This window comes from Neobacillus cucumis (assembly GCF_002860255.1).
Lineage (GTDB): Bacteria > Bacillota > Bacilli > Bacillales > Cytobacillaceae > Neobacillus > Neobacillus cucumis_A.
Genome location: NZ_PGVE01000012.1, coordinates 228160 through 249749, shown reverse-complemented (window position 1 = coordinate 249749; position 21590 = coordinate 228160). Strand labels below are relative to the sequence as shown.

15 protein-coding genes and 1 pseudogene are annotated in these 21590 nt (G+C 37.8%); 14 read left to right on the top strand and 2 right to left on the bottom strand.

The window, feature by feature from the left end; translation table 11 throughout:
* Window positions 1–182 precede the first annotated feature (182 nt).
* The 3 genes and pseudogenes from CVD27_RS02035 to CVD27_RS02025 all read left to right on the top strand — a co-directional run.
* A complete protein-coding gene (locus CVD27_RS02035; protein WP_098573007.1) occupies window positions 183–467 on the top strand; it encodes an ArsR/SmtB family transcription factor in 285 nt (94 codons plus the stop codon).
* A gap of 66 nt (window positions 468–533) precedes the next feature.
* Window positions 534–1871, top strand: a complete 1338-nt coding sequence (locus tag CVD27_RS02030) for an MFS transporter (RefSeq protein ID WP_101646221.1) — start codon at window positions 534–536, stop codon at window positions 1869–1871.
* A gap of 55 nt (window positions 1872–1926) precedes the next feature.
* Window positions 1927–2271: pseudogene (locus CVD27_RS02025) on the top strand (transposase); the annotation flags it as partial.
* 176 nt (window positions 2272–2447) lie between these two features.
* Here CVD27_RS02025 and CVD27_RS02020 read toward each other — a convergent pair.
* Complete coding sequence (locus CVD27_RS02020; protein ID WP_101646220.1) at window positions 2448–3320, bottom strand: LysM peptidoglycan-binding domain-containing protein; 873 nt, start codon at window positions 3318–3320, stop codon at window positions 2448–2450.
* 587 nt (window positions 3321–3907) lie between these two features.
* Here CVD27_RS02020 and CVD27_RS02015 point away from each other — a divergent pair.
* Window positions 3908–7666 carry an AAA domain-containing protein gene (locus CVD27_RS02015; RefSeq protein ID WP_101646219.1) on the top strand — a complete coding sequence of 1253 codons (3759 nt, stop codon included), beginning with the start codon at window positions 3908–3910 and terminating at the stop codon, window positions 7664–7666.
* A gap of 243 nt (window positions 7667–7909) precedes the next feature.
* Here CVD27_RS02015 and CVD27_RS02010 read toward each other — a convergent pair whose 3' ends face one another.
* Window positions 7910–8398, bottom strand: a complete 489-nt coding sequence (locus CVD27_RS02010; RefSeq protein WP_101646218.1) for a pyridoxamine 5'-phosphate oxidase family protein — start codon at window positions 8396–8398, stop codon at window positions 7910–7912.
* A gap of 278 nt (window positions 8399–8676) precedes the next feature.
* On the opposite strand from CVD27_RS02010, the gene CVD27_RS02005 reads away from it, so the two are divergent.
* From CVD27_RS02005 to CVD27_RS01960, 10 genes are all read left to right on the top strand, one after another.
* Window positions 8677–9051, top strand: a complete 375-nt coding sequence (locus tag CVD27_RS02005; RefSeq protein ID WP_101646217.1) for a FixH family protein — start codon at window positions 8677–8679, stop codon at window positions 9049–9051.
* 281 nt (window positions 9052–9332) lie between these two features.
* A complete protein-coding gene (locus CVD27_RS02000) occupies window positions 9333–10676 on the top strand; it encodes an ABC transporter substrate-binding protein (protein ID WP_101646216.1) in 1344 nt (447 codons plus the stop codon).
* Between the two features lie 68 nt (window positions 10677–10744).
* Window positions 10745–11665: a carbohydrate ABC transporter permease gene (locus CVD27_RS01995; protein WP_101646215.1), complete on the top strand. Its 921-nt coding sequence runs from the start codon at window positions 10745–10747 to the stop codon at window positions 11663–11665.
* The gene (locus CVD27_RS01990) at window positions 11665–12483 is read left to right on the top strand and encodes a carbohydrate ABC transporter permease (protein ID WP_101646214.1); all 819 of its coding nucleotides are present in this window, start codon (window positions 11665–11667) and stop codon (window positions 12481–12483) included. The genes CVD27_RS01995 and CVD27_RS01990 overlap by 1 nt, the downstream gene beginning before the upstream one ends.
* 81 nt (window positions 12484–12564) lie before the next feature.
* Entirely contained in the window at window positions 12565–14763 is a 2199-nt protein-coding gene (locus CVD27_RS01985; protein WP_101646213.1) for an ADP-ribosylglycohydrolase family protein, read from the top strand.
* 135 nt (window positions 14764–14898) lie between these two features.
* A complete protein-coding gene (locus CVD27_RS01980) occupies window positions 14899–15987 on the top strand; it encodes a response regulator (protein WP_101646212.1) in 1089 nt (362 codons plus the stop codon).
* Window positions 15984–17777 (top strand): cache domain-containing sensor histidine kinase, encoded by a 1794-nt coding sequence (locus tag CVD27_RS01975; protein ID WP_101646211.1) that lies wholly within the window; start codon window positions 15984–15986, stop codon window positions 17775–17777. The genes CVD27_RS01980 and CVD27_RS01975 overlap by 4 nt, the downstream gene beginning before the upstream one ends.
* Before the next feature lie 61 nt (window positions 17778–17838).
* Window positions 17839–18762 carry a ribokinase gene (gene rbsK / locus CVD27_RS01970; protein WP_101646210.1) on the top strand — a complete coding sequence of 308 codons (924 nt, stop codon included), beginning with the start codon at window positions 17839–17841 and terminating at the stop codon, window positions 18760–18762.
* Between the two features lie 284 nt (window positions 18763–19046).
* Window positions 19047–20009 (top strand): hypothetical protein, encoded by a 963-nt coding sequence (locus tag CVD27_RS01965; RefSeq protein ID WP_101646209.1) that lies wholly within the window; start codon window positions 19047–19049, stop codon window positions 20007–20009.
* A gap of 135 nt (window positions 20010–20144) precedes the next feature.
* Window positions 20145–21341: a macrolide family glycosyltransferase gene (locus CVD27_RS01960; protein ID WP_101646208.1), complete on the top strand. Its 1197-nt coding sequence runs from the start codon at window positions 20145–20147 to the stop codon at window positions 21339–21341.
* The last annotated feature ends 249 nt before the right edge of the window (window positions 21342–21590 follow it).

The window sequence follows — 21590 nt, the reverse complement described above, 5'->3', positions numbered from 1 at the left end:
GGAATTTTTTTCAAATCATGAATTTATTAAGATAAGCTGCTCAATTTTATGAGCAGCTTATTTCTGATATTTTCACTATAAGGAACAAACACCAAAAGGTATTCCATCAAATTAAACAAAATAAGAGAACGAAAGAAACTGTTAGAAGTTGACAATTTGAATTTAGGTAATATAATAGTCATATGACTTTAGAACAAAACGATACGCAACGAATAAAAATATTTAATGCCTTAGCTGATGAAAAAAGGATCGCAATCATCCGCTTATTGTATTACGGAAACAATCGCCCGATGTGTACGGATATTGGAAGGAGTTTAGGTGTAAGTAAGTCCAATGGTTCCTATCATTTAAAAATTTTATCCGAAGCAGAGCTGGTGAAGATTGACCGTGAGGGTGTCATAAAATATGTTTCATTAAATGAGGAAACATTCACCCGCTATTTACCTGGGTTTTTGGCTACACTTTAATGTAGCCTCCTTTTTTGGTTATTAGTTCTAAAGTTTTATGACTTTAATATAATGGAGGAGAAATAGATGAATCAAAAAGAGAATAGGTTGATTATCACATTATGTATAATCGTTTTATCCGGGGTAGCCAATTCACTTCTGTTTAATGTTGCCTTATTTGATATGATGAATGGGCTTGAGGTGACAGCCTCCAAAATTAGCTGGGTGGTTATTTCCTATACTTTAGTAATTGCCTGTGGTTCGATTACATATAGTAAGCTAGCTTCTTATTTCCAAATCAAGAGCTTATTAATCTTTGGGATTAGTTTATTCGTTACAGGTTCCCTTATAGGGTACACGACGAATGATTTTATCGTTGTGGTCTTGGCTCGTATGATTCAAGCGTCCGGTGGTAGTTCGTTTATTGCATTATCCATGATCCTGACGAATCAGTTTCTCGCCTTACCTAAACGCAATCTGGCTCTAACATTAATAGGTGCCTGTCTATCACTCGGTTCAGGAATAGGATTTTTGCTGGGAGGCTTCTTTACTCATTTTTGGGGCTGGCACTCTCTATTTTTATTAATGAGTATGTCTATTTTCACTTTGCTAGGAATTATTTGGTTTGTGCCATCCGGGTATGCCAATCAGAAGAAGCTTACCCAACCGTTTGATTTTATAGGCTTCCTTTATTTATTGATTTTTGTCGTGACGTTTATTTTAGGAGTCAAATTAAATGGTTATTTACTAATCATTACAGTGATATCTGTATTTTTTATGGGGATCCATGGCAAACGTCAAGATGTCGGGATATTTATGGATCTTTCTTTTTTTCGATTCTATGCCTTTAATCGGTTCCTTTTGCTTAGTTTTATTAATAATGCTGCCATGGTGGGAATTATTTTTCTTTTTCCGCTGTTAGCGGGACAGCAGTTTCATGTCTCTGCCATGAAAACTGGCTTTATTTTGGCGGGGATATCCATCTTTTCCTTTTTGCTGAGCTTCGTAATAAGACCAGCTATAACCCGCATCCAAGGGAATGGTCGATTGGTCGTTGCTGTCGTCCTTCAATTCATTGGATTTCTGCTATTAGTCATCTTTGGAGTAAACCAATTTGCAGTGGCTAGTGTTGGAGTTGCCCTTATTAATATAAGCTTTACAATCCTTACCATTATTATCAATGTTGATATTCCCCACACGATAAAGAAGGAAAAAAGTGCAATTGGGCTGGGGATCTATAACTTAATCAACTTTTTAGGGATGTCATTTGGCCCTTCAATAGCGAGCCGAATCCTAAACGTGTCATCAAGTTTCAGCCTGAGCTTTGGGTTTTTCGTTAGTCTATTACTTGTGGCATTGCTATTATCATGCGTGAGCAGCATTCCAGTCTCTTTAAGGAAGATAAAGCAGTCACGTCAACTGTAATCTTAAAAAACTGGTTAGATATTTTTTAGCCAGTTTTTTAGTGCTTTTAAGGCAGTACCTTTTTAATATTGAGAAATGTAAGGTTTGTCCTTTACGCGAAGGATGTTATATAGAAGGAGCGAAAACTCAGTCCTATTCTGTAACCATGAAACCAACAGAACATCTGGATCAAGAGGCATTTCAAAATACCGTTGCATTTAAAGAACAAGCAAAAACTCGCTATAAAAAAGAAGCGAAAAATAGTTAACTTAAACATAGACACGGGTATGATATAGCGTCATCTGCGGGTCTGTTTGGCATGGAAATTCAAGCAGCTTCTGCAATATTTGGAGTCAATCTCAAAAGGGTTCAAAACTCCTTCATGAAAAAGAATAAAAAAAGAGTAAAAATAGACAAGTAAAAAGGCAATTTGTTGTCTGAATTGACTTAAATGATAGCCTGCTCTCGTATCTAGAAGAATTAGTAGAAGAGGAACGGAACCGAAACTCTGTTTATAGGTCATTAAATAAACATAAAAAAATCTCTTCAGCATCAAGCTGAAGAGGTTTTTTAGTATTTTCACATTCATATTCCTATCTATTTGGCTTTTCGTAAATCTAAATATTGCACTGTCTTTCCATCTCGATCGATCTGCACAATTAATTGTTTTTTGTTAAATTTATAAATGATTTGTTCACATTTGGCACTTTCATAGCAGGAAACGATCTTCACTTCATGGGGGTTTCCATACAGCCCGAGGATTTTGCTTTTCTCAGTGGGAACGGAAGCTGTTTTCAAATATTCCGGGTACACTTGCAACTGTTCAATGGAATCATTTGCTGCATGGAATGTTACGCGAACACCGGCACCGTCATTTCTATAATAAAGAGACCTGGTATTCTGATCGTCTTCAATTTTTGATGGTTGCCCGAATTTTAGAACAAGCTGTTTGTAAGAAGATCCTACAGTGATTCCATTAATATGAAGAGGCTTCTCAGTTAAAAGGAAAGCATCTTTTATCCCGTTATTCTTTAGCTTCGTTTTCATTTTCAACGCTTTTGATTTACTTGAAAAAGCCCCGGCCTGAACACGGTATAAGCTTTTACCATTTATGACTTTCTTTACAATGACCGCTTCAATCCCTTTCTTTTTTAAAAAAGTGACACGCTTTTCTGCATTCGCTTTCTTGCTAAAGGAACCAGCGACGACTACATACAAAGGTTTGGTTTGTTCAATATCTGGAATCATCAACTCTTGACCAGCAATAATCTTATTACTGGTTAACTGGTTGTATTCCTTTAAATTTTCAACGGAAATATTGTATTTTTTCGAAATGCTATATAATGTATCTCCTTTCTTTATCGTAATATAAAAATCCTCAGCAACTGCCTTCCCATTGCCAAAATAAAATACTGACCCCATCAACACAGTGCAAAGGACAACCTGCAGAATCCGTTTAAATATTTTCATTTATGATCACCTCATATATTTTGACGAGGTAATAACAAATTCGATTCTGATAAATAAGCCCAATTTTTCTTGATAAAAAATAAAAGGGCGCATGCAAGTTTCAGGTCAAAGTTATTAAATAATAAAGAACATGATGGTTATCGTGGAGCAGTTCCTTTATGTTGTTCTGCTAACGTTTGTCATGCTATGTAACTTAATTTATGTAAATCCTTAAAAGCTATTTAACTAGAAGATTTTGGGGATAATTGACCAATTTGTTGTATAATGTAGAAAAATGTAAATTTTGGTGAAGTATGTCATTCCTTAATCATCCCCGTTAACATTAAGATATTATTAGGTGGGGGTTAAGAGGTGCACCAACGTTGAATGAGAACCAATTTCTTATCCTAATTAAAGTCAAGGATAAAACAGAAGATATTGATTAGTAAATGAGGAGCAGTCACAGGGAATTTTAAATCGTTAACGGTTTTTAACCCAGAAATACATAGAACGTATGTGGAAACACTGAACCATTTATCTTGTGTAATAACTGGAAAAAATTTGATATATACTTATAATTAGCTGGATATTGAAAAGAGGGTCTATGAATGAAAGACAAGCTAATACATATGAGGGACAAGCTTAACGATATAAGCCGGCGGAATCGATCGATTCGATTAGTGAAGCTTTATAATAAGTGGAGCTTCGATTTAACCGATTTGGATGCCATGGATAAATTATCAAAAGAAAAACAAAGTGAGTCTATTGTGGAGCAAATTGTTCATCGCTCGAAGCATGAACTGATCTTATTAAAGCCAACGCTTACTAATGATATATCCATGGTCATTTCTAAGAAATTGACTGACTTATATCGAAATATAAAGGCGATCGAAGAGGAAACAGGGATCCATGACTTTTATTTGGGGTTTCCATTTTTATCTGGTACTTTTTCCGATGGTACATTTTTTCAAGCGCCGTTATTCTTATACCCGGTTAGACTTGAAAAGAACAATGTAAACGCTCAAAAGTGGATGTTGAAGCTCGAAGAAGATGGTCCTCAAATTAACCGGACGTTATTTTTAGCTTTTAAAAAGTTAAATAATCTTTCCTTTACCGAAGATTTCTTTGAAAAAGCAGCTGATATAGCAGCCCATTATAACATCAATGAATGGGTAAGTTTGTTGAAAGATCATGAAATGAATGTTTCGTATATATCCAAAGGTTTATCGAAACTGATGGAATATAAAAAAGAAGATGAGCCAGAGGTTGCAGGTCTCACATTACTTGAATATGCCGTTATTGGTAATTTCCCGCAAGGTGGTTCTTCATTAGTAAAAGATTATGATGAACTCATTTCTCTTTCAGAGGACAGCCATTTATCCTTGGCTGGTGAACTGATTGAACCTCTAGATGATATTGAAGCTGATGGAGACAAGTTGGAACAAGGTGGATTAGCTCAACAAGAGGATGTAGAGATTTTAAACCTGTTACAAGCAGATGGATCTCAAGAAGAGATCATGAAGGAAGCACGCTATAAAAGAGGGATCGTCGTACATGGACCGCCTGGTACGGGGAAATCTCAGGTCATTGTGAACCTAATTACGGATGCCTTGCAGCAACAAAAAAAAATTCTTGTCGTATGTCAAAAACGTGCTGCGTTGGACGTGGTTTACCAGCGTTTAGATGGAGTCGGATTAAGTAATCACGTGGCTCTCGTCCACGATGAAAAGAATGACCGGAAAAACCTCTATGCCAAAGTGGCAAGTGTGATCGAGCAAAATCAGATTTCCTTTGAAAATTCGATGAACCAATTGAATTCCACATCAAAGAAACTATCTGCGCAGGAAGAGTTATTGAACAGTATTGCCAGTGCCTTATATAGTTATCAAGACTTCGGGTTACGTTTGTATGATCTATATGGTTTGGCAAAGCCGGTTTCGGAAACCACTCAAATGATCGATCTTCATGAGGTGCTTCCGGCATTAAATAAAGATGTGTTGTTCGATATCTCTGAAAAAGTTTACACCTATGCAGAATGGTTTGAACGGTTTGGGGATGAAAATTTCCCTTTAAAAGAGCGTAAATCATTTTCAAACTTTAACATGAAGGAAAAATTAGAAGCCATTGAGCTGCTAAATGATGTTATTGCTAAAGCCAAACAATCGGTCGAATATATTGAATCATTGGACCATGAAAAAATTACGCCAGGTTATACGTGGCTTATTGAGAATAAGCTGGATAAGATTTATCCCGATCTCGAGGATGGTACGAAAAGAACGTTACAAGGACTAAGACTTTGGTGGTGGACCTCTGTTTCGGGCAAAAGCATTATCGAGGAGTTATTGGAAGGAGAAAAATTCAAAGGGATCAGCTCTTCTGAATGGTTAAAAATTAAGAAGTCACTAGTGATTATGCATCAGTTGGGGAAAGTGACTAAATCCATGGCAGATGAAGTAGAAAAGCTAAAGAAGTTTCTTCAGGATACGAAAGTAAATACGTTAAAAACAAGAATTTCTGAAGGTGATATTCCCTTACAGGAATTAGATAAAATAGTCGAATATATTCATCGAGATTTTGAAGAATTGCAGCAAATGGATGTCTATTGGAATCATTGTAATGAGGTGGAAAAGAAGGTCATTCAGCTTCTTAGTAAGAAAACCGAAAAGAATGAATTAACGTTATCTGATTACTGGGTGGATTTATTTCAGAATTCCGCTTATGTTCATTGGATTGACCAAATCGAAAAGCAACATCCTCAGGTACAGAAAATATCGACGAATGAATTTTCAAGAATCAGGGATTCGTTTGCAGAGTTATTAGAGGAAAAAAGAAAAGTGGGGACGCACTATTTAATTCATACTTTAACCAAAGAAGTAGATCACGTGCAAACCACCTATTCGAAACATATCCGAGAATTAAAACATCAGGTAGGAAAAAAACGCCAGGTTTGGCCGCTGCGGAGATTAGTGAACGAATTTGCGGCGAACGGACTGGTTGAAATTTTGCCCGTTTGGCTTGCTTCTCCTGAAATTGTCTCGTCGATTTTTCCATTAAAAGAGGGATTATTTGATTTAGTTATTTTTGATGAAGCCTCCCAGTGTACGGTGGAAAGTGGCATTCCAGCGGTTTATCGAGGAAAACAGGTAATCATAGCTGGGGACGAAAAGCAGCTGCCACCTTATAATTTGTTCCAGTCCTCTATGATTAATGATGAGGATGAGGACGAAACCTATGATACAGATGATTCGGTCAGCTTATTGAACTTAGCTAAAAGAAGGTTTTCTGAAAAAATTCTTCAATGGCACTACCGTTCAAAATACGAAGAATTAATTAATTATTCTAATCACGCTTTTTATAACGGGCATGTTCAAATCGCTCCTAATGTGGTTCCGTTCAAACAGCCGCCAGCCATCCGCTGGAAAAAAGTTGATGGAAGATGGATTAATCAATGTAATGAGGTAGAAGCGGTGGAAGTCGTCCAAATTCTACGGGATATTTTAATCCAACAGCCGGAAAAAACCGTTGGAATTATTACCTTTAACGCCAAGCAGCAAACGAAAATTCAGGATCAGATTGACAGGCTGCTAAGTGAAGATGAAAAGTTTAGTGCCGTATATAATCAAATGTTAACCAGGGATCTAGATGAACGTGTATTTGTAAAGAATATTGAAAATGTCCAGGGAGATGAGCGGGATATCATCCTATTCTCCATCACTTATGCCAAGAACGAAGAAGGAAAAGTGGTTAATCGCTTCGGTGATTTAAATAAAAAGGGTGGGGAAAATCGCTTAAATGTTGCTGTCTCACGGGCAAAAGAAGCGATTATCGTCGTTTCGAGTATTGAACCGGAGGAACTGAATGTTGCTAATACTGCCAATATAGGACCCAAATTGTTTAAGGCCTATCTCAAATATGTGAGGGCTGTTTCCACTTCTAAAGTGGATGAGATTAAAGCCGTAGTTCAGGAAGTCAATGAAAATGTAAACACTCATGTTCAGCAAAAAGAATTACACTTCGATTCTCCGTTTGAAGAACAAGTGTATCAGCAACTGAGAAATCTAGGTTACAAGGTAACGACTCAGGTGGGGATGTCAGGTTATCGAATTGACATGGCGATTGTCCACCCTCAGGATTCCTCTCGCTATATTTTGGGGATTGAGTGTGACGGGGCGATGTATCATAGTTCTAAAAATGCGAAGGAAAGAGATGTATACCGCCAGCGCTTCCTAGAGAGTAGAGGATGGACCATTGAACGAATTTGGAGTCGAAACTGGTGGAAGAATGCATCGGCTGAGATGGAGAGGATTGACCAGAAAGTAAAGGAAATGTTGAGAACTGAAGGGGTTCGGGAGCGGGTTATGAAGTAATTTTTAGAAGAGTCAGGACCTAGATAAGGTGCTGACTCTTTTATGGCTCTTTTTGCAAATGTACTTTGAAGATGTATATATGAAAGCAGAAAAAAGAACAAAAGCTACCACTTATAAGAGGAGTGCATAACTTTTTAAGGTGAAATGAAGCGAATGCTTGACAGATAGGAGGGGTTTTCGCATATAGCTAACTCAAACTCGCAAAATGGATTGTCCTATGATATAGACAACCCATTTTTGCTGTTATTTATTCAATTCAATTGTTTCATTAACATCTGTTGATTTAGAACTTTGCCCTGTCATGCGTTTATAGAGAAAGGCAATTTTCTTCGTAAAATTACCGGTTTCCCAATATTCGGCTGCTTCCGCATTTACTTTTATCAAAATAACGTTAGGATCATCATAAGTAGTTTGCATAATTTTCTCATATGCTTTATTCCACAATTCCTTTTTCTTGTTTAAATCCTCAACGATTTCCGCTCTTCCGCGGACGGATACATAGGATTTACCTGCATAAGCCACATTAACATCTTTATCATGTAAAATTTCTACATATTTATCAGTCTCTTTTTTAGTGAAAAACCATAAGTCACCATCAAACTCTACTTCTTGTGTTTTCATAGGACGAGAAATAAGCCCATCTTCAGTTACGGTAGTCAGCATGGCCGTGTCTACGTCTTTGATTAACTCTCTTAATGTTTCCATTTCTTCTTGTTTCATCATGTTAGACATTTCCATCACCTCTTTAATGTTTACAGAGGTATACTACCCTTTACACCAACTTTTATTCAGGTATGGCAGATTTCTAAACGAACTCTACCAAAATGAATCCAAAGAACCAGAACATCTAAGAGAGTTCGTACATAGAAAGGTACTGACTCTTTTTGTGTGAACGATAGGTTTATTTTTGTTTTATAGTAAATGTTTGTATCTGCCATGATTTTAATGCTATTTTTAAAATATCTTTATTTTTATTGCAAAGGGAAAGACTTTAGAAAGGATGGGGTATTATGAAAAAAGCTACAGGTTTGATTATTATCCTATTGTTGGTTATGATGGCAAGCTGCAGTTCGAATAACTTTGACATAAAGCTAACTACTCCTAAATCATTTTCTCCAGGCCAATCTTCTGCGATTCAACTTAAAATCTTAGACCGGGATGGTCAACCCGTAACAGGTGCGAAGGTAAGTACCATAATGAAAATGCAGGGAATGAGTCATGGAGATTTTTCAATGAAGATGCAGGAAACTGGGAATGGTGTGTACGTTGGAAAGGCTAACTTTGAAATGGAAGGGGATTATACGGCGATCATTTATATAGATCATAACGGGGAAAAATGGAAGGGCGAAAAAAGATTTTCGATTGTTTACAACAAGGGACAATAGTTTAAGTAATTAAATAATGGAACGAAAAAGAACTGATGATAAAGATTTTTTATCAGTTCTTTTTGTTTTATTTCTGATTATGCTCTTTGGTGCTTTACTCTATCGATATCCATTGCAGAAGCGTTTTCCTCTTATATTTAGGTCCCATTGTCTATTCATAAAATGAATTTGTATATGTAAAAATTGTGCTTGAAACTTGTCATAATCGTGCGTTTACAATTTGACAGAAAAATTTAATAATTAAAAATGTAAACGCTTTAATAATAATTGGAGGGGTTCAGGTGAATAGAAAGATAAGAGTATTATCCATTTCCATTGTGCTGTTGCTTTCCCTGATGTTATCTGCCTGCAGTAGTTCTAAAAGTAGCGGAAACGCTCAAAAAGGGAAATCTTCGGGGGAAAAAGTAGAAATCAGTTTCATGACACACACACCTGAGACAGAAGAGCAGAAAAAAGTCACCCAAGAAGAAATTATTAATAAGTTTGAGGCAACTCATCCAAACATTAAAATCAAGTGGATCTATAATCAGGATCCAGATACGTTAACCAGACAGCAACTCGCATCAGGTGGCGGTCCAGACGTTATCATAACGGATGGTCCAACGACGTTGAGCCAATATGCAAACTCTGGTTACCTGCTGCCTTTGGACGATTACGCGAAGGAATTTGGCTGGAAAGACCGCTATGCAGATTGGGCTTATCAAACTGGATTTAGTAATGGAAAGTTATATGGTCTTCCAGGGGAATATGAGTCACTGGTCGTTTGGTATAACAAAGATATGTTTGAGAAAAACGGCTGGACTGTTCCGGAAAATTATGATCAGTTTACAGCATTGATGGGGAAAATCAAGAAAAAAGGCATCATGCCATTTGCATTTGGTACAACGGATTTCCGACCTTCCAATGAGTGGTGGTTATCTTTAGTTTACAATTCCTATTTAGGACCAGATGAATTCAAGAAAGTATTGAAGAATGAAGAACCATGGACAAGCGATTTAGTCGCTCAAGCGACAGAAAAGTGGAAAGAAATCTGGCAAAAAGGTTATATCAATGACAAGCAATCACATGCCATTTCACTTGAGGATGCCTGGGGCCTATTTAATAATGGCCAGGCAGCCATGAAGATGGAAGGTACGTGGGCTACAAGCCGTTTAACCACTAGTCCGCCTTCATTTAATGTCGATTTCTTTGAAATGCCAGCATGGAGAGAGGGAGTAAAAGCTAACCTGCCAATGGCATTAGGTGAGGCCTCTGGAATCAATGCCAAAACGGCTCATCCAAAAGAAGCAGCTGAGTTTCTGGACTGGTATTACGGGGATGAAGTGGCAAAGAAATATGTGGAACAAGGAAGATTTTTACCAAATAAATCTATTAATGTAAACGAAATCAAAAATTTAAACCCGATTGTATTAAAAGTGTATAAAGCATTAGAACAAGCCAATTCTGAAGGTAATACAGGCTACGCTTCCTGGACGTATTGGGGTCCTGCTGTTGAACAATATCTATGGGGGAATATTGATGCCGTATTCTTAAATGAGCTTTCAGTTAAGGATTATTTGAAGAAGGCAGAAGAGAACGCGAAAAAAGATGAACAAGGCGGTTTATTATTTAAATTCCAGGACTAATGGTTATGGAGCAAGAGGATGCGCTTACTACTCATCCTCTTGCTACGGAAAGGAAGTGAGCATGACCAATGGAACTTTCAACAGACATAACGAAGTCTATTAAAATGGCAAAGAAAAAGTCGAAAAGAAGACGGGCATTATTACCGTGGTTATTATTATCTCCAACGATTCTATTATTGCTGCTTGTTGTTGGTGGACCGATTATTGGAACTATCGGACTTTCCTTTACCAATTGGAACGGAATTGCTCCTGCTGAATTTATCGGGCTTCAAAACTTCGTTCAATTAATCCATGATGAGGTGTTTTATAAAGCCTTATTTAATAATTTTAAATGGATGATCTTCTTTTTAACGGTTCCCGTCATTCTTGGACTATCAATCGCTCTATTAATTAGCAGAGTCAAACGGGGAAGAATGTTTTATCGAACCGTTGTTTTCTTGCCCTATATTGTGGCCACTGTTGTAACTGCGAAAATATGGCTGTGGATCTATAATCCTTTTTTTGGGATCAATGTGAAATTAAAAGAGTGGGGTTTCAATGACCTGGCCATTTCCTGGCTTGGTGAAATTAAAACGGCTCTTTTTGCGGTAGCTGCCGCGGATGGTTGGCACTTCTTCGGGTTCTTGGTGGTGTTATTTTTGGTTGCGTTACAGCAATTGGATAAACATTTAGAAGAGGCAGCCATTGTGGAAGGAGCGAATCGTTTTCAAGTACTATGGCATGTTATTTTGCCGCAAATACGTCCGACCATCGTACTAAATTACATGTTAATCATTATTTGGTCCTTTGCTGCATTTGATTATGTATTTGTTATGACGCAAGGAGGACCGGGAAATGCCTCCGAACTCCTTGCCACCTACATGTACAAATTAGCAATTTATGGACAACAGCCTGGCTATGCAAGTGCAGTCGCTCTTACTATGGGAATCTTTAGCTTGTTGGTCATTCTAGGGTTTGGCACCTTAAAGAAAAAAGGGTGGGATATTTAATGCACAAATATTTAAATTGGCGACATATCCCCTTACTTATGGTCACTGCTGTTTCCATTGGGCCTTTGCTGCTTTTATTTAGTAATGCTTTAAAGTCACGTGAGGAATTTACGAAAAATCCATTTGGATTTCCTTCCAAATTGGTGTTTCAAAATTTAGTAGATGCCTGGGAAAAGGGATCGTATGGGCAAGCTTTTTTAAATAGTTTAATTGTGGGTCTATCTTGTATTATCATTATCTGTATTTGTGCAGGGTTAGCAGCTTATGCGTTATCAAAATTACAGTTTAAAGGTTCGAATACCATGATGGGGATCCTATTATTTATCTTATCCATTCCAATGGGACTTTTCCTAGTACCGTTATTTTTCATTTGGAAAAACCTAAATTTAATGGATTCCTTATTTGGGATAATTCTTATCTATTCAGCTATTTTTCTACCATTTAACATTTTTTTGCTCCGTTCCTTTTTCGTGGCCATTCCAAATGAACTGTTGGATAGTGCCAGGGTGGACGGTTGTAATGAAATGCAAGTTATTTACAAGATTATGATGCCGCTTGCACGGCCGGCATTCTTAACCGTGATGTTGTTGGTTGGATTGTGGACATGGAATGAGTTTTTCTTTGCGAACGCTTTCTTGCAAACAGAAGAATTAAAGACTGTGGCTACTAGATTCCTCGTTTTCACTGGACGATTTAGTTCCGATTGGACCATGATGTCTGCTGCAGGAGTGATTACCATTTTGCCGATTACGGTCATCTTTCTAATCCTTCAACGTCGATTCATTGAAGGAATCACGGAGGGTAGTGTTAAGGGATAAGAGCTGACAAAGGAAAAGTCAGTAATCTATTAGTACTTTTATTAAAAAATAAACAATATTTTTACAATCAGGGAGGTTCTTATGGATATATCTGTTCAAAATGAAGAAGTGGTAAAAAAGGGGAATTGGTCTATTCCATCCGATTATGTTGAACGTGTTTACGCTGGTTGGCTTGGGAAAGTCATAGGAGTCCGTCATGGCGGAAATATTGAACAATGGACGTACGACCGAATTGAAAAAGCATTTGGTGAAATTAAAGGATACCTGCATGAATTTAAAAATTTTGCAGCGGATGATGATACAAATGGACCGATGTTTTTTCTTCGTGCACTAGAAGATTACACCCATTCAGAGGATATAACAGCCGAACAAATGGGACTTACCTGGTTGAACTATGCACCGGATGGTCATGGATTTTATTGGTGGGGCGGCTATGGAAAATCCTCTGAACATACGGCTTATTTAAATTTGAAAAATGGAATCATGGCGCCTCGGTCTGGATCCATTGAACAGAATGGCCCTGCTGTCGCAGAACAAATCGGAGGTCAGATTTTCATTGATGTATGGGGATTAATTGCACCCGGAAACCCAGAATTAGCTGCGAGTTATGCAGAAAAAATAGCCAGTGTATCCCATGATGGAAACGGGAAGTATGGCGGAATGTTTATTGCAGCATCTATTGCTGCAGCTTTCCAAGAGCGTGACATCGAAAAAATCATTGAAGCGGGACTATGTGTCATTCCATCGGATTGTGAATATGCCAAAATGACCCGAGATGTGATAAGAGTCTATAAAGAGAACCCAGAGAATTGGAGGGATTGCTTCCAGTACGTTTACGAAAATTATGGCTATGATCGCTATCCCGGAGCCTGTCACATTATTCCTAATGCAGCAGTAATCATTCTTTCTCTATTATACAGTGAGGGGGATTTCTCAAAGGCTATTAATATCTGTAATATGTGCGGTTGGGATACGGATTGTAATGTGGCCAATGTGGGTACAATCATGGGAGTTCGAAATGGTTTAGATGGGATTGATATGTCTTGGCGAAAGCCAATCAATGATTTCCTCTGCTGCTCCAGTGTTATCGGAACCTTGAATATACTGGATATTCCATGGTGTGCTTCTTATATCGCGAACTTGGGATATAAAATCGCTGGGGTGGAGCCAGAAGAAAAATGGAATAACGTGTTGAAAGGTAATGGACCAAAATACCATTTTGAATATCCTGGTTCGACACATGCATTTAGGCTGGATAGTGATTTAGGGAACGAAACCGGGGTTTTGGAGAACACCACTGAGGCAGCATGTAGTGGAGAACGTTCATTGAAGGTAATGTTTGATTATGTAAACGGTGGTTTAGGATACCGTACTTACGTCCAAACCTATTACTCACCTGAAGATTTTAATGATAGTCGATATGATCCAAGCTTTTCTCCTTTGGTCTACCCAGGACAAACAATCGAGTGTAAAGTGATGGTGCCTGATCAACGGGTCAAGGATGTGAATGTTCGCTTATATATCAAGGATCGAAATACAAACAAACGCTACTATAGTGATCCTGTTCATGTTTCAATTGGAAAGTGGGAGCATCTTCTCTTTACCATCCCTGCACTGAGCAACGTGTGTATTGAACAAGCAGGTGTTGAATTTGTTCCGGTAGAGGAAGAAAGAAGAGTAGGCCCATTCCCCGGACAGCTGCCAACCTTTATTGCCTATATCGATGAATTTACTTTTACTGGAAAGCCAAATTATGAAATTTCATTTGCACATGAACGGCTTGAAAAGTGGAATGAATTGCATATTGAAGTCAGCCAGTTAACCTATCTTCGGGGTATATGGACATTGGAGGATGGGGAGTTAAGCGGAAGCTATTACGGAGAGCCTGCGGAAGCTTATACGGGGGACATAAAATGGAATGATTATCAATTCTCAAGCACTCTCATTCCAAAATTTGGTGAACATCACCGAATTAATTTCCGCGTGCAGGGAGGGATTCGTTCCTATGCAGTCGGATTTGCTGAAAATGGAAAACTAGAGCTTTATAAAAACGATAATGGTTATCGATTGCTTGCTTCTACTGATTTTGAATGGGAGAAAGAAAGAGTATATCAATTCCAAGTAGATGCGATAGGAAATAACTATCGGATTTTTGTTGATCAGCAACTTATTCTAGAATACCAGGATCATCAACATCCTTACCTTAATGGACAAATTGGTTTTTCCAATACCAATGGAAGCCATACCCATTACAAAGGATTTAAGGTTAAAGGTCTATAATAGTTTAATATAAAGGAAAGGGGGGAGGCGTTTCCCCCTTATTCTTTTGCCATAACATGATAAAAAATGTAAACCCTATCATTTGATTAAGGTATAATAAAACTATAGAAAAAATTTGGTAGAAGGGGATTAGAAGTGAAGATTAATATCATAGTTGTAGAAGATGAAGCAAGAGTGAGAGATAGCATTTCATCTTACATTATGGAATTGGGAAGTCCCTTTCATTTGGTCGGATGTGCCAGTGACGGGGTGGAAGCAATTAAACTTCTAGAGAAAAACCTCACCAATATTGTGTTAACCGATATAGAAATGCCAAAAATGGACGGGTTGCATTTAATCAAACAAATTTCAGAAAGATGGCCAGAAACGAAAACTGTCATTTTAAGTGGCTATGATCGTTTTGAATATGTTCGTCAGGCTATGAAATTTGGCGTGAAAGACTATCTCCTAAAGCCTATTCAAAAAGAAGAATTAAAGGGGGTACTTGTTAATCTTTCCTCGCATTTACGAGACCATTCGAAAAAACATTTATCCATCATGACCAATTTGGAAAAATGGGATATGGCGTTGATTCGCTTGGAGACAAAATTGTTCGATGCCATTGATAAAGGAAATACAGAAGAAGCAAAAATTGCACTCCATATGATGCTACATGAAATTAATCACAAGGTTGATCATGATCATTTGCGACTACTGCCGTTTATCGTAGATAGTTTCATTTCACTAAGAAAACGACTAACGTCATTTGAAACCGTCCCCGATTATTTTGATCAAGAGTGGAAAAAATTCTTGGCTACACTTGATCCACAAGATTCCTTTGAAATAATTGAACACAAGGTCTGCGAATTCGTTATTTTTTGTACGACCAAGGTAATGGAGTGCCGAAAGCAGTCCTGTCCAAGTGTACTGTTTGCCTGCCAACAATTTTTGCAGGAGAATTATATGAAAGAGATTTCTCTCCAAGAATTGGCAGCTATAGGAGGAGTGGCCCCATCTTATTTAAGTAGATTATTTACCAAGGAATTGGGGATTAATTATACCGATTATTTAAACCAAATTCGCATGGAAAAAGCAAAGGAATTATTAGCGATTCCACACATCAAAGTATTAGAGGTTGCGTCAAAAGTGGGCTTTAATAATCCTCATTATTTTACTCGCGTGTTTAAAAAATTTACAGGAATGACCGCTCAGGAGTATCAATTGGAAAGAGTCGGGCTTTCATGAAGGAAAAACTACGCAACATCTCACTTTATCAGCGATTATTAATTATTATTATTGTTTTAGCACTATTTCCTTTACTCATTTTTAGCTATACGGGTTATAAGATGTTTTCCAATCTTATGCTTAAAATGATTGCCGAATCGAACTTGAAAACGATGGAGCAGGTACAATTGCAATCAGAGCGTATTTATGAAGATATTAACGATATTTTGACCAGGGTGTCGATCCATCCTGATGTACAAAGGATGATGAATGAAGAGTCCATTAGTGAGTGGGACTCCTATATGGAAGCCCGAAATTTTTCGGAATTTACCAATAATCTATTGGTTAGTCATTCGGAAATCGCTAATATTAGTATAATAAATTTCAATGGAAAGCGGATTGACAGCCTAGGGAGATTCCTACCGATACAATTGGATGATAAAATGGCTAAAATGGTAAAACAATTAAAAACAAGGTCGGTAGCCATCGGTTCAATCCATCATACCCAGTCAGGGGAAAACTTGATTTCCTTCGGCAAAATGATCGTTGATGTCAAAAGCGGGAAACCCTTAGGATTAGTCACTCTTGATGTTAATCTGGAAATTTTAGACGAAGAATTTAAGAAGGTCACCTTATTAAAATCCGGTTATGTCTACTTATTAAATGAGAAGAATCAAGTCATCTATCATCCTTCTAAAAGTGTCGGACAACAAATGGAAAAGTTACCTGAAACCGAAAAGCATTATTTTTTGAAGAAAGGCCAGAATGGTGAAGATTATCTTTATTTAATAAAGAAATTACCTTCCACTCATTGGGTGCTTACTGGGATCATCCCATATAAAGAAGTCACAGATGAAAATGTATTTATTCGGAATGCATTTTTTGTGTTTCTGATTTTGATGATGATTGCTCTGTTATTTGTCGCGTTTTTACTAAAAAAGGTTCTAGTAAATCCAATTAGTAAGATGCAAACACTAATGAATTCGGTTCAAGAGGGGAACTTCCAAGTAAGGACGAAGTTCCACAGGAATGATGAAATCGGAAAACTAGGTGCCGCCTTTAATGGTATGGTTGCACAAATTGATAATTTGATTGAGCGGGTCTATCAAGTGGAATTGAATGAATCAAGAGCCTTGCTGCTTCAAAAACAAGCTGAATTAGAGGCATTACAGGAAAGAATTACGCCGCATTTTCTTTATAACACCCTTAATTCGATTAGCTGGTTTGCCAATCAAAAGGGAATTCGGGAAATTGAATATGTGATTGATTCCTTAAGCAATATGCTTCGATATAGCGTGGGTAATGGCTCGAACTTAGTACGTCTTAAGGATGAATTCGCGTATATAAAACTATACGCAGAAATCATCGACTTTCGCTTTGATGGCTCGATTACATTTACCTATTCTTTATCACCGTCATTAGAGGATGTTCTCATACCACGATTATCCCTTCAACCAATTGTAGAAAATGTAGTGAAATATGCCTTTGATCATACTGAAACCTTTAAAAAGATTGAGGTATCAGCCTTTGAAGAGGGAGATCAGGTTTGGGTGATGGTTAAAGATAATGGTGACGGTATATCGAATGAAAAAGTCAATCGAATTAATGAAAGTTTGAACGTATTTGGGTACGATTTATCTGCACAATTGACGAGGAAGGAAGAATTTGAGCATGTTGGCGGTATTGGATTAAAAAATGTACATCAACGACTTAAGCTAACGTTTGGAGAAAAATATGGTGTCCAATTGCAAAGTCGGATTGGTGAAGGAACCATAGTTAGAGTGAAACTTCCTTTAAAAAAGATTTCTTAGTGAAGGAAAGTAAATCGTTTAGTTAGTCATTATTATTTGGGTCTAAAAAGGCGGGACTAAAATGAGTAAGATTATTGTCATCGGCAGCATGAATATGGATATTGTCAATCATGTGGAAAACCATCCACAGCCAGGTGAGACCATCAAAGGGTGGGGAACTGCTTATCATCCAGGTGGGAAAGGTGCTAACCAAGCAGTTGCTGCCGCACGTTCAGGGGGACAAGTAGTGATGGCCGGAGCGGTTGGAACGGATTCTTTTGCCGGAAAGCTGGTTAGTACGCTCCAGGATGAAGGAATCCATACAGATTTTATATTGAAGAAGGAAGGTACATCCGGAATTGCATTCATTACGGTTGATTCATCCGGTGAGAATACTATTATTCTATCAGAAGGATCTAATGGGAAATTCATGCCTGATGATCTGGTAAGGATTTTCGGTATGCTAGAAAGTGGTGATATTATTCTGGCCCAGAATGAAATTCCATGGCAAACAACCGAATATGCGATTCAAACAGCTCATAAAAAAGGAGTACACGTCATTTTGAATCCTGCTCCAGCTGTTAAAGTGCCAAAGCAACTGTTTCCATTAATTGATACACTTATATTAAATGAAACGGAAGTAGAAGCCATCACGAATACCCCAGTTCCGGACATCAATCAAGCGCGAATGGCAGCAAAACAATTAAACGAATCGGGAATAAAAGAAGTAATCATTACGCTCGGAAAAAATGGTTCCCTTTATCGTAATCAGGAAGGATTGGATATTTTTACGCCGTCCTTTTCCGTAAATGCTGTTGATACGACCTCGGCTGGGGATACATTTATTGGTGCATTTGCTGTAGAAAGTGGTTTGGGACATCCTATCCAAGAGTGCCTTCAATATGCTACTGCTGCGGCAGCGTTGGCGGTGACCTTGAAGGGAGCTCAAAGTTCCATCCCCACTCGGGAAAAGATTCTAGCATTCTTGAAATCAATGGAAAAGTAGGCAGGTAAAGCAATCCTCGAACCCAATAATGGCTCGAGGTTTTTTAATGGATATATTTCTAGTAAATCTGATATATGATTTTTTCAACAAAGTAATTTGTATGCCTAAAAGCTACCAAAAATATAAACAAGGATTGAAAAGGAAGCATGAGAACCGTCCCTATGCTTCTTTTATTATTCTAGAAAAATAATTCAAATCACTTGGTTCAATCGTACAAGCCTTATTTTTCTTATTGCATCTACTATATTGTAATTCAATTTCCTTTATAGGAGGTGCTAAAATAAGTGCCAACTGTTTCTATTGTGAGTATTTTTACAAGAGGTGCTAGATCTAGTGAAACGCCTGAACTCCGTACTGCTAGAGTTCAAGCAGATATTAGAAGAGCTAATGAAGTATGGTCTACTGGTTTTGCACCAGGGGTAAGCTGTGGAATTAACTTTGTTTTACTGAGAGAGTTCTATCGCCCGGAAATCACAATTGATGCCGGGACAGTAACAGCAGGTGTAGGCGATCAGCGAATTATAGATCTTATTAATGAAACAAGAGCCCAGGTAAATAATGCAACAGCTATCTATCTTGTTTATTTAAGTGGTCAAACCTTTAGTGGTGGCGCTGTTGGGAATGCCGGTCCACGTTTTGAAAATTTTTTCAATATCAATAACTTTACAATCTTTGGCCGTGCAGCTTTAAGTGATGGTGCTTTTGAAACATATTTACTTGCCCATGAGGTAGGACACGTTTTATTTGGACGCTTCTTGAGTGAAGATATAAATAGCTTTACGGTAAATGATCCTTCAAATCCTGGCGATCCGCATAACAATAATCCGCAAAATATTATGTTCCCATTTGTCCCTGCCATGAATCCATTCTTAAATAGCCAACAGTGTGCAACTGCGAGCCAAAGTAGGGTTTTATTGGAAAACGCTGCAAGCACAGCTGGTTTAACAGCAATGGGGTTTGCAGGTGCCGCAGCTGGGGGAGGATTTGCAGCTAGTGGAAGCTCATTCGGTCCTATGGTTAATGATGAATCATTTGATCAAATGGAGAGTAGTGATCCGTGCGGCTGCTCTGGCGAACATCATCACAATCATCCTCACCATCACCATCACCATCATGACATGCATAACAATCCGAAGATCGTCAGAAAACTTAACAAACGTGTAGATTGTTTGGTTAAAAACATAGGTCCAGACAAACCAGAAATTTTCCCTAAACCGCCAAAGAAGCATAAAAAGGATTGTTATTAATTCCGAAACTGAAAATATAGAAGAAACAATTTAGATTTTTGCAAGGAAAAGAGGCTGCTCTGCAGCCTCTTTGGTATATTATAGAGAAAAAGGAATATGACCAAAAGGAAATGATTTCCCTAAGGAGTGGCAATTATGGCACGTGTTTTATTTATTAATGGTGGATCAGAAGGACATATCAATCCAACCATTGGTGTGGTACAAGAGCTTATTTCACACGGAGAAGAGGTCGTGTACTTTACGATAGAAGCATTTCGAGAACGTATGGAAAAAACAGGAGCAACGGTTCGAACCATTGACGGTGAAAAATTTATCAAAGCTTTTATATCAGGTGGAAGAAATTATTTACCCGAAAGAATCAACGGTCTATTGCGTACGGCAGATATTATGATCCCTAGTGTTCTGAAGCAAATTGAAGGAGAACATTTTGACTATATCATCCATGATTCCATGTTTGGCTGCGGACGGTTATTGGCACAAATACTTAAACTTCCGGCAATTAATTCCTGTACTTCTTTTGCCCAGACGAAAGCATCCTTCGATAAAATGTTGGAACATCTTTCACAAAATATCCCAACAGAAGTTGTAAAAACAATCATTGATGAATTTCAAAACCTGACAACAAATATTAAAGAAAAATATGATATTGAAATCCATTCCCCTTATGAGGTTTTTTGTAACCCGGCACCGCTTACGATCGTTTATACCACAAGGGAGTTTCAACCTTTAGGAGAAACATTTGACCAATCTTACAAATTTGTAGGTCCATCCATTTCTTTACGATCAACCCAAGAAAACTTTGACCTTTCTGCAATTCAGGGAAAAGACCTAATTTACATATCACTGGGTACTGTATTTAACCAAGCAATGGATTTCTATAAGCTTTGTTTGAAGGCCTTTGAAAACACTGACCATATTGTTGTCATGTCTATTGGGGAAAAAGCACAACTATCTGATTTGGGGGAGATTCCTAAAAACTTCTTTGTTAAAAATTATGTTCCGCAAACCGAGTTGTTGAAATACACCAAATTATTTATCACCCATGGTGGTATGAACAGCACGAATGAAGCTCTCTATAACGGAGTACCGTTAATTGTCATCCCTCAAAGCGCTGATCAGCCTATAATCGCCGGTCAAGTTGTTAAAATTGGAGCCGGTATTACCTTACAAATGCAAAACTTGACTTCCGCTCAACTACGTGAAGGCGCAGATCATGTATTAAATCACCCATCTTATCAAAATGCTGTTGGGAATATTAGGGAATCCTTTCGAAAATCGGGTGGCTACCAGCAAGCTGTTGATGAGATTTTCGAATTTACATGTGAATATTAATGTTTGAAGAATTTCTCTGAGCACATCATTTTTAGTATAGGAGGGCACAACATGTGTTTTTAAAAGGGTGGCGTTCGCTGCCTTTTTAATTTTCATTCGGGAAAGTCAAGTAGCAGTTGAAAGAAAAAAGTGGCATTCATCAATGGTAAATATGAACCCATATAAATTCTTAGAATACAAGACATATGCCCAAGAACATTTACCCAATAATGCATAAACTCTACTGTAAATTTAAATGAGGAGGATGAA